Origin of the sequence: Nonomuraea sediminis (assembly GCF_018531495.1) — a bacterium.
Lineage (GTDB): Bacteria > Actinomycetota > Actinomycetes > Streptosporangiales > Streptosporangiaceae > Nonomuraea > Nonomuraea sediminis.
The window spans coordinates 15499-29682 of sequence record NZ_JAHDTI010000025.1 but is presented as its reverse complement, the minus strand read 5'-3'; the positions used below and the strand labels follow the sequence as shown (position 1 = coordinate 29682).

The window sequence follows — 14184 nt, the reverse complement described above, 5'->3', positions numbered from 1 at the left end:
ATGGAGAATTCTGTTCTCGACTGTGGCAGACTTGGGATATGCCTGCACCGTCACTGCGCGCCCGGGTCCGGTCGGAAATGATCGAGGAGATCAAGGCGGCCGCCCGCCGACGGCTGGCTGCCGACGGTGCCAACCTGTCGCTGCGCGGGGTGGCCAGCGATCTCGACATCGTCCCGTCGGCGCTCTACCGATACTTCTCCAGCCGGGATCAACTGCTGACCGCACTGATCACCGAGAGCTACCAGGCGCTCGGTGAGGCGGCGCGGCGGGCCGCGGCACAGGCGCCATCGGCACGTCCGCGCAAGCGCTTCCTGGCCGTAAGCCACGCCGTCCGCCAATGGGCACTCGACCATCCAGCCGAGTACAGCCTGCTTTACGGCGGCCCGGTGCCCGGATACGCCGCACCACAGGACACGGTGGCCCCCGCCTCCGCCGTGATCCTCCTGCTCGTCGAAATCGCCGCCGAGGGCGCCGCCCAGGGCCAAACCCTTCCACCGTCCGCTCCGGTGCCCGAACTGGTCCGCAGAGACCTTCAACAGCTGATCGACCAACACTCCGCCGACATCTCCGAGGAGCTGCTCAGCCGAGCGTTCGCCGGATGGACGCACCTGTTCGGCTTGATCAGCTTCGAAGTCTTCGGCCGACTGGAGACGACCATCCAAGCCCGACGGGAATACTTCGACCACCAGATGGGCCTGATGGCAGACCTTTGCGGTCTTCACCACGGACTATGAACCAGGTGGCGCCAGCCGGGACGGCGTCGTCATGGTCGCCCGCGAACGCATTCGGGTCGGCCGCACGCGCTGCGCAAGCACCGCCGACACTCACAAGTTGTAACAGATCCGATCGTGGCGACGAGGCTGACATCACCTGGGCCTTCCCGGACACCTGCTCCGCAGCCCCAAACCAGGACGCTCTCCTTGAAACAACAAGATCCCGCCTGATCTCGATCGGGTGCCACCGGAATACGGCAGAAACGGGCCGCGAGCTTGATCACCGACACTAGGATCTGGAGCATTCAGGCCGGTTGGTGACGGTTTCCGGAGGTTCGGGTGGCGTCGATCGATCGGACGGCCTACCCGAGGTTCGCGCGAGCCATCGGGGTGCGGGAGCTCGCCGAGGTGTTCACCCCCACGGCCGATGAGGTTGAGTGGGCCCGCGGCAAGAGCCAAGACGACCAGCATCTTCTAGCGCTGCTGGTGTGGTTGAAGGCATACCAGCGGCTGGGCTACTTCCCGAAGCTGGAGGATGTGCCGGTCACGGTGACTCAGCACATCCGCTGTGTCCTCGGCCTACCGGACGATGTGATGCTTGCCGAGGCGGCGGAGCGGTCAGCCAAGCGGCACCGTAGTTTCGTGCGAGCCCGCCTGGGCGTGGACTACGACTCCGCCGGAGTCCGAGCGGTGGCCCGCAGGGCGCCGGCGACGATGAGTTCGCGGATGAACTCGGTCAGCGGTGGTGCCGAGCTGCTCATGCACGCTGGTGCCGCCGATGTCGCGGTTGCGAAGGCCGCCGACCACGGTGATGAGGTCGTGCAGGGAGCGGTCGTGGCGGGCGCGCCGAAGCCGAGGAAGCCCACGTGATCTCTCGCCGTGCGTGCCTGAACCCGACGCGCGTCGCCGTAGAATAGTTCATTCACCGAAGTAATGCCCGGGGGTGTGGGGACCATGGCGGAGATACGCATCGACTGGCCAGATCCGGAGGGCCAGGAGATCGTGGAGCGGCTGTTCGCCGCGGATGCGGCTTTGCGGGCGCATTTTGATCAGGTCGCCGCTGCTGTTGGGCTCACTGTGCCACAGGCTCACACGGTGATTCAGTTGCAGGAGCCTCAGCGCATGGGGACGATGGCCGGTCACCTGCATTGTGAGCCTTCGCATGTCACCGCGATCGCCGACTCACTCGAAGCTGGTGGCCTCCTGCGCAGGGAGCCGGATCCGGACGACCGCAGGGCCAAGCGGCTCGTCCTCACGGAGGCCGGGCAGGAGCTCAGAGGGCGCCTGCTGAAGCGTCTGTTCGAGGGGGCGCCGATCATCTCGGCGCTTGACGCCGAGCAGCGGGCCGGTCTGCTCGCGATGCTCCGTATGGCCCAATCGGGCGACGAGCACCGGGCCTTGCGCCGGTTTCCGGCTGCGGCGGGTGACGGCTCCTGCTCTCCGGTTCCGTCATAGGTCCTGGGGACTTCCGTGTGCCAGGCAAGGCCGTACCGCCGCTGATAGGCGATCATGACCAAACGAGGGCCGCTCAAGCGGTGGTGGCCTTCCCATTCCGGAGCTGCCGTCCGGGGCGGCGGCATGGCCTCCTCCACTCTGATCGCCATCCCGGAATTCACGCCTTAACCACATCCTGATCATCGACGACCTCGCCATGGGCCTCATCCTTCCTGCCCGGCTGCCGCGGTGCGGGGCGCTTGCTCTCAGCGGCCGATGATTGGCAATTAGCAGCGTTCCGGCAGGTCGGCAGCTTCCGAGGCTGGCCTGGTCCCGGAAGTCTTCGGCGGCTGAGCTTCCACATCCGTTACTGAGCGCTGCCGTACGACCAGCTCCGCGCCCCGGAGAACACCCCGGGCTCGCCGATCCCGGTCGGCCGGATATGCCGCCTGCCGGGCGGCATATCCGTCGACGGTCCTCAGGTGACCGCACATCCCCGGCTGGCCCCGGAAGCACTCCGGCTGGAGGTGTCATCACCGTGCGCTCGCCGAGACTCACCCTCGGCGAGCGTTGCCTCCTCGCGCACCGGATCATGCGATGCGCGTTGGTCGAGCGCCGGCTGCTCCCGGTGACCTCCTTGTCGGCGCCTCTCACGCGCACGACGTTCTCTCCGCCGGCGCGGACAACGCCTGCGGTGTAGGGGCGCCTCGCTGCCCCCGCTCCTGCGGCCTTCCTCGCGCCGTGGAGGCCACCTGGGTGGATCCCCGTTTTGCGTCCAGAAATAATTTCAGCTACAACATAGTTCAGTCACTGAAACAAATCGTGAGAGGGTTCCGCCCATGTTCATCGCCACCGCGGTCCTGTCCGTGCTGCTGGCACTCGCCTTTGCTGGAGCGTCCTTCCCGAAGCTCTCCGGCAAGGACGCCATGGCCGCCCAGCTCCACAACCTCGGGGTATCGGCCGGGTTCATGCACGTCATCGGCGCGCTCGAAGCACTCGGAGCCGTCGGCCTGATCGTCGGGCTGTGGATCGGAGCCCTCGGGGTCGCCGCAGCGATCGGCCTGGCGCTGCTGATGGCAGGCGCCGTCGCCACCCACATCAAGGCCCGCGACACCGCCAAGAACACCGCCGGATCGGCGGTTCTGCTGGTGCTCAGCGCGATCACGGCCGCGCTGGCGCTGGCCGCTCTCTGAGCGAAGCCCGGCAACCGAGCCCGACCACCTACACGCAACACCGATCAAGGACTTGTGATGACCTCAACCGCCAACACCGAAACCGGCCTCGACATCGACACCCGCTTCGAACAGCCCGCGACCGAGACACAGCTCCAGCGGACCGCCTCGGCCCTGCGGGAGAAGGGCCACGATGTCGAGGTCGTCGACACCGCGGCCGAGGCCCGCACTGTCGTCAACCGGCTGCTGCCCACGGACAAGAGCATCTTCACCGCCGCCAGCGAGACGCTGCGACTGTCGGGGCTGGACGACGACATCAACGCGTCCGGCAGGTTCGACACGCTACGTCCCACGCTCATGCGTCTGCGCGAGGAAGGGCGATTCGACGAGATGCGCGTCCTCGGCGCCGCCCCCGATGTCGTCGTCGGCAGCGTGCACGCGGTGACCGAGGACGGGCGGCTGCTGACCGCATCAGGCAGCGGAAGCCAACTGGGCCCCTACAGCTTCGGCGCTGGCCAGGCCATCTGGGTCGTCGGCGCCCAGAAGATCGTGCCCGACCTCGACACGGCGCTGCGGCGTATCGAGACGTACGCCTATCCGCGCGAGGACGCCCGGGCCCGGGAAGCCTACGGCACCCCCGCCCTGCTCTCCAAGATCCTCATCATCGACAAGGAGATGTTCCCCGGCCGCGGCACCGTAGTCCTCATCCGCGAGCCCATCGGGTTCTGATCACCCCTGCACTCGGGTGAGGACCGCATGACCGGCCTTGCCCCCAACGACGTGCTCACCACCGACGTCTTCCTGGCCCGGCCGTCCGGCGGCAGACCCTCGGTCGGCGGGCAGACAGGAGCCACACCATGCTGAGACGGGTGCCCTACAAGTGGCTGGTCGCCACCGCGTTCGTGTTCGGCCTGTTCATGGAGATCCTCGACATGACGGTCCTGAACACCGCGCTGCCCGCGCTCGGCCGCCACTTCGGTGCCGGGACCGAGTCACTGCAGTGGCTGGTCACCGGCTACCTGGTCAGCATGGCAGTGTTCATCCCCGCCTCGGGATGGGTCGCCGACCGGTTCGGAACCAAGCGCACGTTCCTGTTCGCGCTCGCGGTCTTCACCGCAGCCTCGGTCTGGGGCGGCCTCGCCGGCTCTCTCGGCGAGCTGATCGCGGCCAGGATCGTCCAGGGCGTCGGCGGCGGCCTGCTCACCCCGGTCGGCACCGCAATGCTGTTTCGTGCCTTCCCGCCTTCCGAGCGGGCCAAGGCGTCAGCGGTGCTGTCCATACCGACCACCCTCGCCCCTGCCCTCGGCCCGGTGCTCGGCGGATGGATGGTCGACAACATCAGCTGGCGGTGGATCTTCTTCATCAAGGTGCCAATCGGCGTGCTCGGTCTCCTGTTCGCGATGGTGGCCCTTCGCGAGGAACGCGCCGACCACCCTGGCCGCTTCGACATCGCCGGGTTCCTGTCCGGCGGCTCCGCGCTCGCGTTGCTGCTGCTCGGACTCGACGGTGGCGCCAGAGAGGGGTGGACAGGCCCGGCCGTGCTGGTACCGCTGGGAGCCGGCCTCGCACTGGCGGCCGCGTTCACGGCGATCGAGCTGAGCCGCGCAGAGCCGATGATCGATCTGCGTCTGCTGAAGGACCGCCTGTTCCGGACCGGCAACCTGCTGATGCTCCCGGCGTCTGGGGCGCTGATGGGCGCCTTGTTCGTCGTGCCACTGCTTCTGCAGTACCAGATGGGCGTCGACGCGACAGGCTCCGGCCTGGTCACGATGTTCCAGGCGCTGGGCATGATGGCGGCCCTCCCGCTGGCGGGACGCCTGTATCCGCGGCTCGGTCCCCGCCGCCTGCTCGCGACCGGATTCGCCGTCATCGCCATCGCCCTGGTGTCGCTGATCCTGGTTGGCCCGGACACGAGTCTGTGGGCGCTCCGGCTGCCGCTCCTGGCCATGGGCGCGGGCATGGCACTCACCATCATCTCGCTGCAAGCCGCCACCTTCGCCACGATCACCCTCGAGGCGACGGCGCAAGCATCATCGGTGTTCTCCACCACACGTCAGGTCGCGAGCGCCGCCGGGGTCGCCATGGCCGCCACCTTGCTCACCACGCGAACCGAGTCCAGGCTCGCAGACCTCGGCTCCCGCGCCGCCGATTTCGCCAGCAGGCAGGAGGCGCTCTTCGCCGCCTACCACGACATCTTCCTCACCACCGCCGGCCTCGCAGTGCTCGGATTCCTCATCTCCCTGCGCGTGCGCGACAGCGACGCCATCGCCAGCATGCGGCCGCCGCACGTAGCAAAGGCCGCCCACCAGGAGGGATCCACGTAGTACTCGAGAAGAATCGAACCCGTCCACGGATCACCTCCGCTGCCCGCCGCGGCGGCTGCCTCCCTGACCCACGGTTCAAGGCAACGGGGCTGGCTTCAACTCGTGCTGATCAACCTCAAGGGAGCCGTCGTTCCTCCCAGGCCTCACCGGCCATGCAGTCCGGCTGCGACGTCCGCTTCCCGACCTCTCACTCCCTGCGTCGACGGGATTCGGATTCGCCGGTGGAGGTCGGTTGTTGCAGCAATGCGGCGAGGTAGCGTCCGGTGTCCTTCAGACCGCGGGGCAGCGGGGCGAAGGTCAAGCGGAGCGCCTGGTCGGATCCCGCGAAATCAAGCCGCAGCTTGTATGCCACGCGGTTGCTGAGCACGGTCGCGGTAACGACCTCGCGGGGCACGTGCGCTACTAGGTCACCCGGCCCGGACCTGTTCCGTCTGCCCGCGAAGATCAGCAAGCTGCGGTCGGTTACGGCGATATACACGCGAGCTTTGTCGAACATATTCACCATGACCATCCCCGTGCCGCCGGTGACCGCGGTAACCATCGCCCCGACCGCGACAGAGGCGGCGATCGACGCCAGGTTCTTCTTGATCGGCACCGTCCCCGCCTTGGCGTAGAGGGTGTGCACGATGCGCTCGCCAGGCTGTATGAGTAACTCAGCCTTGGCCGTCAGTTGTCTATGGCTCTTTTCGGACATGACCATGGTGGCTCCCTCCGGGTTCACGCATCCTTACAGCTTCGCGGCCAGCTTTAGATCACTTTGAGCCATTCTGTTCCCCGCTTCTGACGTGCATGGGCTAGGCGCCCGTGTGGAGCAGCGCGTCGAGCTCTGCGGGTGCCGAAAATTCATTCATCCAGGTCAAGCGGCATGCGTGTCCTCTCTGAGGACACCACTGAGTCGATCATGTCGGCGGACGTCGAGCCGGGTGATCTGAGCTGTACGCAGGCGCTCGGGTCGGGTAGCGGTCGGAGGGGAGCGGCTTGCTGGAGGGCCCGGTGTGGCCGGTGATTGTTGTAGAACGTCTCGAACTCGCGCAGGGCATGGAGGAGGTGGCGCTGGTTCCAGATCAAGGTGCGGTCGAGCAGTTCACGCCGGCAGGGTCTGGATCCACCGCTCCATGATCGCGTCCGTCCGGGGTGTCCGCACGCGGTCCTGATGACCGCGAAGTCCGGCGTCGGCTAGCACGGCGTCGAAGGCGTCGCGGTCATGGATGAGTAACTTGGCCGCGTTGCCCACTTCCTGCAGGTCCATGACGAGGTTGCGGCCGAGCTGGACAACCCACTGGCCGGTGTGCGCGGTGGCACCAAGACCCCGCGCCCGGCGGGTCGCATGCTCGATGACGGCCATGACGTACAGCGGTGCCCCCGGTCAGGGTGCGGACCTCGAAAAAGTCGCACGCTGGAAGTGCGTCCGCCTGGCTGGGCAGGAAATCGACCCATGTGGTGTGCCGCCGTTCGGGCGAGGGGTCGATGTCGTGGACTTTGAGAGTGCGTTACGTGAGCTGACGCCCTTTTCGCCGTTGCGGTTGGATGAGGTCTGCTGGTCGATGGGTCGCCGCTCGGTCTGTCGTCACGGCTGAGTGAACAAGCCGGGCTCGGTTTCAGGTCTCCGGGCGTAACAGCAGCGCGGAGTGGCGCAGTCTGTCGCTCGACAAGTGGCCGAGCAGCCCGGCGAGTACGAAGCGGTCGCCGGGAGTGAAGGCGGGCTTGGCCGCCTGCCGCTGCAGGACTGTCAGTTGGTGCCGCAGCACCAGCATTTCGATCTCTTTGTCACGATCACCTCCCGGCAGCAGCCGCAGGAGCGCGAAGATGGTCGTCACGGTGAGGTAGACCAGACGCAGCACGACAGATCATGATGCCGCGGCGGTGGAGGCCACACGACTCCACGATGCGAAAGCGTGGTCACCGGCCAGTGCTCTGGCCTGCACGGATGAACTTTCGGCATCCGCAGGTTTGCCGACGACGGTAACCCCTCCCTTGCTCTGAGCGATGAAAGGGGGACCGTTCGTGCGAGGGGGATGCCGTGCGTGTTGAGGAGCTGACCGAGGCGGAGCGTCGGGTGTGGGAGGCGTTTCCGCGAGGGGAGGAAGTGGATTTTACGACCGGAAAGCCGGAGGAAGACCATCCGGCCTCTGGAGCGGGCTGGGGAGCGGAGCGGACAGTTCGCGCCAGAGTGATCGCCGCCCTGCTGATGAGCGAGGAGGCGCACCTGTCGCATCGGGTCCCCGCCATCCGGATCAAGGGCGCCCGGATCACCGAGCGATTGAACGTGGCATATTCCACCGTCCGTCGTTCGGTGCGATTGCTGTCGTGCTTCTTCGAGCAGGTCCCTGGGCTGTCCTGGGCGCGATGTCCGCAGCTGAGTTTCAAGGGCTCCCACCTGCCGGGGCTGTCTGCTTCCAACGCTCAGATCGACGGGCATCTGCGATTGGAGCAGTGCGTCTTCACCGGCCTGGTGGAACTGCGCGGGACCCAGCTCGCGGGAAACCTCACGCTGACCGACGTGCGGACTTCCGTTCCCGGCTTGGCGATCGATTGTGACGGGTTACACGCGGGGCGGGGGATTTCCGCGATCAGGCTAAGCACTGCAGGTCAGGTGCGGTTGGCCAACGTCAACGCACGCGGTACCGTGATCATGGATGATGCGTGCCTGGCCGATTCAGGCGGAAGGGCCCTGACTCTGGACGGGCTGGTCGCCGACGGGAGCGTGTTCTGCCGGAGGATGACGGTCAGCGGGATGGTCAGCGTGCGCAACGCCCGTGTCGTCGGCTCGTTCAGCTTCACCGGAACCACCATCGATCACCCCGGCCAGATGGCCTTTCGCGGCTCGCGGATTACCGCTGAGGGCGGACTGTACCTGGGTGGAGGGTTCACCGCGACCGGGACAGTACGGCTGGCCGACTCGCGGATCGACCGGGAGCTCAGCCTGAACGGAGCCCGCCTGACTCACCCCGACGGTGATGCGCTCTACGCGGAGGAATTGCAGGTTGAGGGCACCGTCGAGGCGCGCAGACTTCACACCCGTGGACGGGTGTACCTCTCCCAGGCCCGCATAGCCGGATCGCTGGACATGACAGGAGCGAGGCTTCATGGGGCCACCCCCGGCAATGCTTCTGATGCCGGATCCGATCGTCTTGCGGACTTTGTCGCCCTCGATGTCGGTAGGGCGGCCATCGGCGGCGAGTTGCGGTGTGCCGGTGGTTTCCGGGCCCAGGGCGAGGTCCGGTTGGTGGACGCGCACGTGGGCAAGTCCGCCGACTTCGAGGGCGCTCGGTTGGACAATCCAGGTGGTGTGGCGCTGGCGGCTGGCGGTCTGACGGTCGATGGGGGCATGACGTGCGGGGGCGCCTTCACGACTGCGGGTGAGTTGGTCTTGATCGGCGCCCGCATTGGCCGACGTCTCTATCTCGCTGGCGCCACCTTGTCCGCGCCTGCTGGCCGGGCGTTGGCTGCCTGGCAGTTGGAGGCCCGGGAGTTGTACCTGCGCCCCAAGCAGGTGCCCGAGGGGCAGGTCGACCTGCGGCACGCTCGCATCGGCGTGCTCCGTGACGATCCTGCCACGTGGTCTCGGCATCGTCTGGACGGCCTCACATATGACGCCTTGGACCCGATGCTGCCCGCGGCAGAGCGGCTCGCCTGGCTGAGAAACGACGGGGGCAGGTATGTGCCGCAGCCGTACGAGCAGCTTGCCGCCACCTACCGGCGGCTGGGTGACGACGCCGACGCCCGCACGGTGTTGCTGGCGAAGCAGCGGCGGCGACGCGCCAAGCTGCCGCCCTATGCACGCGCCTGGGGACTGCTCCAGGATTTAACGGTCGGGTACGGCTACCGTCCGGTCCGCGCCGCGACGTGGTTCCTCACGCTGCTCGTCGCTGGCACAGCCGTGTTCGCCCTGAATAGCCCACCCCGCGCCGAGCCCGGCAAGGGGCCCGTATTCAACGCCGTCGTCTATACGTTGGACCTATTGGTCCCGCTGATCGATTTCGGCCAGGAGAAAGCTTTCCAACCCATCGGCGGCAGCCAATGGGTCGCCTACGGCCTCGTCATCACGGGATGGGTGCTGGTCACCACCATCGCAACCGGCATCACCCGGACCCTGTCTCGGCAATGACTGCGAAGCTGTACCCGCTCCGTGTTCGCGGACAATGATCGCTGGAAACTGGTTGTCGGGCGCGGGCTCGGATTCGACAGATGAACGTTCTGCTAGGGGTGCGGATAGAGGCTTGACATGGGAGAACGGTTAGGAGCGCGCCGGTAGGGCATTGCCCCTAGGTGTTCGATCTGGGTGTTGATCAGCTCGCTGCCGGAAGTTCCAGGAGCAAGGCAAGCCGGATGACCTGCACGGATGACATTATCGGCAAGGACAGCGGCAAAGACGTTCGTGACGGTCAGGTAGGCCAGGCGGAAGAGCACAAGTGATCATTTGGCCGCGATTCGGTGCCCTTCAAGAGCCGAAGCGGGCGCGCGCCAGAAGGAATCATGACCTGCACGGATGGCATTATCGGCAGGCGCAATGGCTCCCGGCGGGCGGTTCAGCATCTTGACATGCCGACGGCTGAGTGGATCAATTGCGGACTTGTGCGCATCCTTGCAGGAATATTGGTGGTCGCCACCATGGTCGCCGGGTGCTCGAGCGACCACGTCGACACGGCACCGCCGGTCGCGCTCGCGCTCCCTTCGTCCATGGCCGCGAGCCCCGAGCCGCGGGTGGAGACCGTAACTCCTTCGCCGCGGGCGACGTCGAGCCCGCTGCCGCTGACCGTCGATCAGTCGGCCCGGCGTTATCTGGGCATCGTGCGGCCGTACAATATCGCGCTCGAGCGACTCGAGCAGGCGATCAACGGCGGCCAGCCTGTCGCGGTGCTACGCCGCCGAGCAGCGCAGGTCGCCGCCGCGAACGGGACGCAGGTCCGGCATTTGACCGACACCGCCTGGCCCAGGGCGCTGCGCGGGCTGGTGGGGCAGCTCAAGGCCGAATCGCTCAAGGCGCAACGGCACTGGCTCCTGGCCGCGCGTGCCCGTGCCCGCGACGCGCTCATCGAGGAGGTGCTGAACGCCGCCCGCCACGACGGGAAACCGGCGGTGGGAAAGATTCGCACGCTACTCCACCTGGAGCAGTACGACGAAGACGACTACTCCTGATCGTCCAGTACACCTGCGGCCTGCGACTGGCATCAGGCCTGTGGGGGTTTGCCCTGAAGCGTGGACACCGGCTGTCATGCGGCGTGCAGCACTCTATCGGCGGTCTGCTCGTAGTCGATCGGGCTGAGGTAATCGAGGGTGGAATGCCTTATGCGAGTGTTGTAGCGGGTGATCCATGTGAAGAACGCCAGGCGGGCCTCACGCGCTGGGACCAGCGCTTGGCGCCTTGGAGGGTCTCGCGTTTGAGGGTGGTGTTGAAGGCCTCCTCGGCGCTGTTGTCGGAGGTGCCGAGGGCGCCCATCGACTGGCGCACGCCGAGTTCGGCGCATGCCTTGGCGGACTCGGCGGAGGTTTACTGCGCCCCATGGATCGGATTGAGGGGCAGGAAGCAAGGAAGCGCCACGGCACCAGCATCCTGTCGCATGCACCATCGGGCACGATGACCGCTGTCAGATGAGAAGGGTTCACGTAACCCATGGAGATCGATGTCTTGCCCTCGGCCGCCAGCGCGGCCAGGACGAGCGCGGTGCCCGAGCGAAGGTCGTAAGTCTGCACGTCCGTTCCGGTGATCGGCCACCCGCCATGGATGACGGCTCTGTCGCGGTCCATCAGGACGTAGGCGCCGCGCTCGCCACTGAGCGTGGACCTGCTGCGTGAGGCCGCCCCGGGCTACTGCGACGCCCGACAGCGCGGCAACGCGCCGGCCAACTGGTTCGAGGCGTCACTGGCGTATCTGACCCAGGATTTCCAAAACCGGCAAAGGTCCCGGCGCGGCGGCCCACGTCGTCGACCTTCTCTGCACCAAGCGGCTGTCGGACTCGTGATGCTTACCCAGAGCCTGGTCGGGCTCTTGTGCCGAGCTGGCTCAGGTGGTTCGACGGTGCTCGCCCCCCGGACGGCGGCCTCAGTCCTCCGCCGTCTGGACAGCACCAAGTCCAGTCCGTTTCCCCGCGCAGCCACCACCAGGTCGAACGTCGCCCGCGTGATGGATACCCAGCCCCGGCCGTGTCCGGCGCGACGGAATCGCGGCAGCGGATGGGTGCTGTTGGTATACCAGCGCGCCTCTGGGCCGAGAGCAGCGATCACCTCATCTTCGATCGCGCGGAGCTTGGGGTCGTCCATAAGGGCATTCTGGTCCTCGTCGCGGCCGTAGTAGGCCAAGTCGCTGGCCAAGGCGCCGACGACCCACCCAGTCGCCTCCGCCGAGGTAAACGCCGGCTGTCGCTCCAGACGCTCGGTCAGCTCCGCGGCATCTGCTACATCAAGAGGGCAGACCGGCCGGAGCAGCTCCCAACAGATCTCACCAATGGACTTGCCGAAGTCCTCCGGCCGCAACACCGCGACCTGCGCTCGGCCCCGCTTCAGCCGGTTCTTCAGCGGCGCCGGCTTTCTCGCCATGGACATGCCCTCCTCTTCTCCGCCCCTACCGGACGACCGCGCTTGTCGCCCAGAAATAAGGACAGATCTTGGCGGACTCCACGATCGGTAGCGTAGTGGCGAGGCGGCCGCCGAGTTCACGGGGTGTCGGACCGGAAGGAGTCGGGACGCCAGCGAGCCGTTCCAGCAGGTGGTCCAGGGCGGCTTGGCCGTCGTCGACGGCGGCGTGTTCGTCGTCGATGACGATGTCAGCCGCGCGGAGGAAGAATCGGAATACCCAGGTCAACCTGCCCTGGAGCGTCAAGACGGGCCATCCGGCGGGCCTGGGTGCGCTTGCTTCGCAGGAAGGTGAGCGTGAGGTCGAGACCCTCGATCTCACCATGCCACCCCTAATCGACGGCGCGGCGTCGGCGGGCCAGCAGGTCCTCCTCGAGTTCGTCCAGCCGCGGCAGCATCTTGGGGTTGATCGAGAGCATCGGGCAGCGGATGCAGGCGTGTTCGTGCTGGCAGGGGGTGCCGTAGGGACGTCCGCAGGATCCGAGCTCGACTCGGCGTTTGTCGAAGTGCTCGTTGAAGTCGGACGACTCCTCGTCGGTCGGTTTGCGGTACTCCTCTTGGGGTCGCTCGGCGCGGCGGCGAGCAAGGAACTCCTGGTAGTGGCTGATGACGTCTTCGTCGAAGACTGCGACGTAGCCGCGTGTGGTTCGAACATCCATGTGTCCGAGCAGAGCGGCGCCGATATGGATGGGCAGGCCGTTGTTGACCAGCTCGGTCGCGAACAGGCGGCGGAAGTCGTGCGGCGAGAACCTGATGGTCGCGAACTCGGGATGCGTGGTCACGAGTTCCTGGCATGCCTGGCGGATCTTGCGCCAGACCGTCGTGACGGACATGGCGCGTTGGGTGCCGCTGCGGAGGGTCTGGAACAAGTAGGGAAGCTCCTCGCTCCAGGTCTTCTCGTGCAGGTCGTAGCGGGCACAGACCGGGGCGGTGCCGTGCTCGTTGCGGTGCCGGCGGATGATCTGGGCGATCACGTGGAACAGCTCGGCCGACATCGGGATGACTCGTTCGCGGTCGCTCTTGGACGGGCTGATGACCGGCACCGCGACGACCTCGCTGTTGGGGCGCTGGTATTGCCGGATGCTCAGGTGCGACAACTCGGTCAGTTCTTCGGCACGCAAGCCGGCAAGCCGCAGGGTCTCGACGATGGCCCACTGCCAGAATGCCTGGTTCTCTTCCCAGGACAGTTTCACCAGTTCGCCGGTCTTGCGGTTGATCGCGTTGATCGGGGGGCGGTTGTGCCGCTGGTCCTTGGTCGAGACCCGCAGCCAGGTCGCGCCCTCGACGGTGAACTCCTCGCCCAGGGCGACGCTTTGGGCGGCGTCCAGCAGTTCGCGCAGCCGATGCCATTTGTCGGTGACGTGTTGGACGAGCACGGGCAGCAGCAGCTGGCGGTCACGGGTGCGCTTGGCCATCCGCTCTTGCAGCTGGCGACGGCGAAGATGGGACCAGCGCAGGTCCTCGTCTCGGACCGGGCAGGGCGCGACCCACTTGGCCCAGCGTTCGGGTTCGGCGGCCGACCAGGTGTGCAGGTCCAGGTAGAGCGTGCGGACCGCCATGAGCGGCCCGTCCAGGTCGAGCCGAGGTTTGCCGTTCGGCAGGGTCTGGAGCCGCTCTTTCCACTGAGTGAAGACCTCTTCGGACAGGCGCAGATCCTTCTGATCGGAGTTGATCTCTTCGATCGTCTTCCAGAACGTCTTGACCAGCAGGTTGGTCTGCTGTCGCAGCGAGGAGTAGTCCAGGTCTGCCGAGCGGCGACGGATGTACTCCACCAGCAGGCCACGTACCTCCTGGTCGCGCAGGCCGTGGCGGTCGACGGCTTCCTCAACCGGCAGTTGTCCCCGGGTCACCGCGGCGCGCAGCGTGCGCGGGGCCGAGGCCGGGAACACGCCGATCTCGTGCAGGACCGGCCAGGCCAGTACGCCGGCGAAGCTGCCCGACTTGGGCGGCTCTCCGGCCAGACCGTGC

Annotated in this window: 15 protein-coding genes and 1 pseudogene; 9 read left to right on the top strand and 7 right to left on the bottom strand. The window is 66.7% G+C overall.

Annotated elements, in window-relative coordinates:
- Positions 1-77 precede the first annotated feature (77 nt).
- The 6 genes from KIK09_RS54835 to KIK09_RS54810 all read left to right on the top strand — a co-directional run bounded on the left by KIK09_RS54835 (position 78) and on the right by KIK09_RS54810 (position 5643).
- Positions 78-734 (top strand): TetR/AcrR family transcriptional regulator, encoded by a 657-nt coding sequence (locus tag KIK09_RS54835; RefSeq protein WP_214323657.1) that lies wholly within the window; start codon positions 78-80, stop codon positions 732-734.
- Positions 735-1052: 318 nt separating this feature from the next.
- A complete protein-coding gene (locus KIK09_RS54830; RefSeq protein ID WP_214323656.1) occupies positions 1053-1583 on the top strand; it encodes a DUF4158 domain-containing protein in 531 nt (176 codons plus the stop codon).
- An 84-nt stretch (positions 1584-1667) separates the two neighbouring features.
- Entirely contained in the window at positions 1668-2168 is a 501-nt protein-coding gene (locus tag KIK09_RS54825) for a MarR family winged helix-turn-helix transcriptional regulator (protein ID WP_214323655.1), read from the top strand.
- 818 nt (positions 2169-2986) lie between these two features.
- Positions 2987-3340 (top strand): DoxX family protein, encoded by a 354-nt coding sequence (locus KIK09_RS54820; protein ID WP_214323654.1) that lies wholly within the window; start codon positions 2987-2989, stop codon positions 3338-3340.
- Between the two features lie 57 nt (positions 3341-3397).
- On the top strand, positions 3398-4048 hold the full coding sequence (locus tag KIK09_RS54815) for an LUD domain-containing protein (protein ID WP_214323653.1): 651 nt from the start codon (positions 3398-3400) through the stop codon (positions 4046-4048).
- A 128-nt stretch (positions 4049-4176) separates the two neighbouring features.
- A complete protein-coding gene (locus KIK09_RS54810) occupies positions 4177-5643 on the top strand; it encodes an MDR family MFS transporter (RefSeq protein ID WP_214323652.1) in 1467 nt (488 codons plus the stop codon).
- A 187-nt stretch (positions 5644-5830) separates the two neighbouring features.
- Here the strand turns inward: KIK09_RS54810 and KIK09_RS54805 are convergent, their stop codons facing one another.
- The 3 genes from KIK09_RS54805 to KIK09_RS54795 form a co-directional block, all read right to left on the bottom strand.
- Positions 5831-6343 (bottom strand): hypothetical protein, encoded by a 513-nt coding sequence (locus tag KIK09_RS54805; RefSeq protein WP_214323651.1) that lies wholly within the window; start codon positions 6341-6343, stop codon positions 5831-5833.
- A gap of 384 nt (positions 6344-6727) precedes the next feature.
- Complete coding sequence (locus KIK09_RS54800; RefSeq protein WP_214323650.1) at positions 6728-6988, bottom strand: hypothetical protein; 261 nt, start codon at positions 6986-6988, stop codon at positions 6728-6730.
- 253 nt (positions 6989-7241) lie between these two features.
- Entirely contained in the window at positions 7242-7484 is a 243-nt protein-coding gene (locus KIK09_RS54795) for a hypothetical protein (protein ID WP_214323649.1), read from the bottom strand.
- Positions 7485-7663: 179 nt separating this feature from the next.
- Between KIK09_RS54795 and KIK09_RS54790 the strand changes: the two genes are divergently transcribed.
- The 3 genes from KIK09_RS54790 (at position 7664) to KIK09_RS54780 (ending at position 10782) form a co-directional block, all read left to right on the top strand.
- Positions 7664-9751 (top strand): hypothetical protein, encoded by a 2088-nt coding sequence (locus KIK09_RS54790; protein WP_214323648.1) that lies wholly within the window; start codon positions 7664-7666, stop codon positions 9749-9751.
- A 161-nt stretch (positions 9752-9912) separates the two neighbouring features.
- Complete coding sequence (locus tag KIK09_RS54785; RefSeq protein WP_214323647.1) at positions 9913-10059, top strand: hypothetical protein; 147 nt, start codon at positions 9913-9915, stop codon at positions 10057-10059.
- 60 nt (positions 10060-10119) lie between these two features.
- The gene (locus KIK09_RS54780; RefSeq protein WP_214323646.1) at positions 10120-10782 is read left to right on the top strand and encodes a hypothetical protein; all 663 of its coding nucleotides are present in this window, start codon (positions 10120-10122) and stop codon (positions 10780-10782) included.
- Positions 10783-10856: 74 nt separating this feature from the next.
- Here the strand turns inward: KIK09_RS54780 and KIK09_RS58820 are convergent.
- The 4 genes and pseudogenes from KIK09_RS58820 to KIK09_RS54765 form a co-directional block, all read right to left on the bottom strand.
- Positions 10857-11131, bottom strand: a pseudogene (locus tag KIK09_RS58820) (integrase core domain-containing protein); the annotation flags it as partial.
- Positions 11132-11451: 320 nt separating this feature from the next.
- Positions 11452-12186 carry a hypothetical protein gene (locus KIK09_RS54775; RefSeq protein ID WP_214327579.1) on the bottom strand — a complete coding sequence of 245 codons (735 nt, stop codon included), beginning with the start codon at positions 12184-12186 and terminating at the stop codon, positions 11452-11454.
- A 19-nt stretch (positions 12187-12205) separates the two neighbouring features.
- Entirely contained in the window at positions 12206-12463 is a 258-nt protein-coding gene (locus KIK09_RS54770; RefSeq protein WP_214327578.1) for a hypothetical protein, read from the bottom strand.
- Between the two features lie 85 nt (positions 12464-12548).
- Positions 12549-14105 (bottom strand): tyrosine-type recombinase/integrase, encoded by a 1557-nt coding sequence (locus KIK09_RS54765; protein WP_214327577.1) that lies wholly within the window; start codon positions 14103-14105, stop codon positions 12549-12551.
- Between the last annotated feature and the right edge of the window lie 79 nt (positions 14106-14184).

What these genes read in the sequence shown, in the direction of transcription:
- KIK09_RS54835 (WP_214323657.1), top strand. Translation starts at nt 78, where the DNA reads ATGATCGAGGAGATCAAGGCGGCCGCCCGCCGACGGCTGGCTGCCGAC.
- KIK09_RS54825 (WP_214323655.1), top strand. Translation starts at nt 1,668, where the DNA reads ATGGCGGAGATACGCATCGACTGGCCAGATCCGGAGGGCCAGGAGATC.
- KIK09_RS54820 (WP_214323654.1), top strand. Translation starts at nt 2,987, where the DNA reads ATGTTCATCGCCACCGCGGTCCTGTCCGTGCTGCTGGCACTCGCCTTT.
- KIK09_RS54815 (WP_214323653.1), top strand. Translation starts at nt 3,398, where the DNA reads ATGACCTCAACCGCCAACACCGAAACCGGCCTCGACATCGACACCCGC.
- KIK09_RS54810 (WP_214323652.1), top strand. Translation starts at nt 4,177, where the DNA reads ATGCTGAGACGGGTGCCCTACAAGTGGCTGGTCGCCACCGCGTTCGTG.
- KIK09_RS54805 (WP_214323651.1), bottom strand. Translation starts at nt 6,343, where the DNA reads ATGGTCATGTCCGAAAAGAGCCATAGACAACTGACGGCCAAGGCTGAG.
- KIK09_RS54800 (WP_214323650.1), bottom strand. Translation starts at nt 6,988, where the DNA reads ATGGCCGTCATCGAGCATGCGACCCGCCGGGCGCGGGGTCTTGGTGCC.
- KIK09_RS54780 (WP_214323646.1), top strand. Translation starts at nt 10,120, where the DNA reads ATGACCTGCACGGATGGCATTATCGGCAGGCGCAATGGCTCCCGGCGG.
- KIK09_RS54775 (WP_214327579.1), bottom strand. Translation starts at nt 12,186, where the DNA reads ATGTCCATGGCGAGAAAGCCGGCGCCGCTGAAGAACCGGCTGAAGCGG.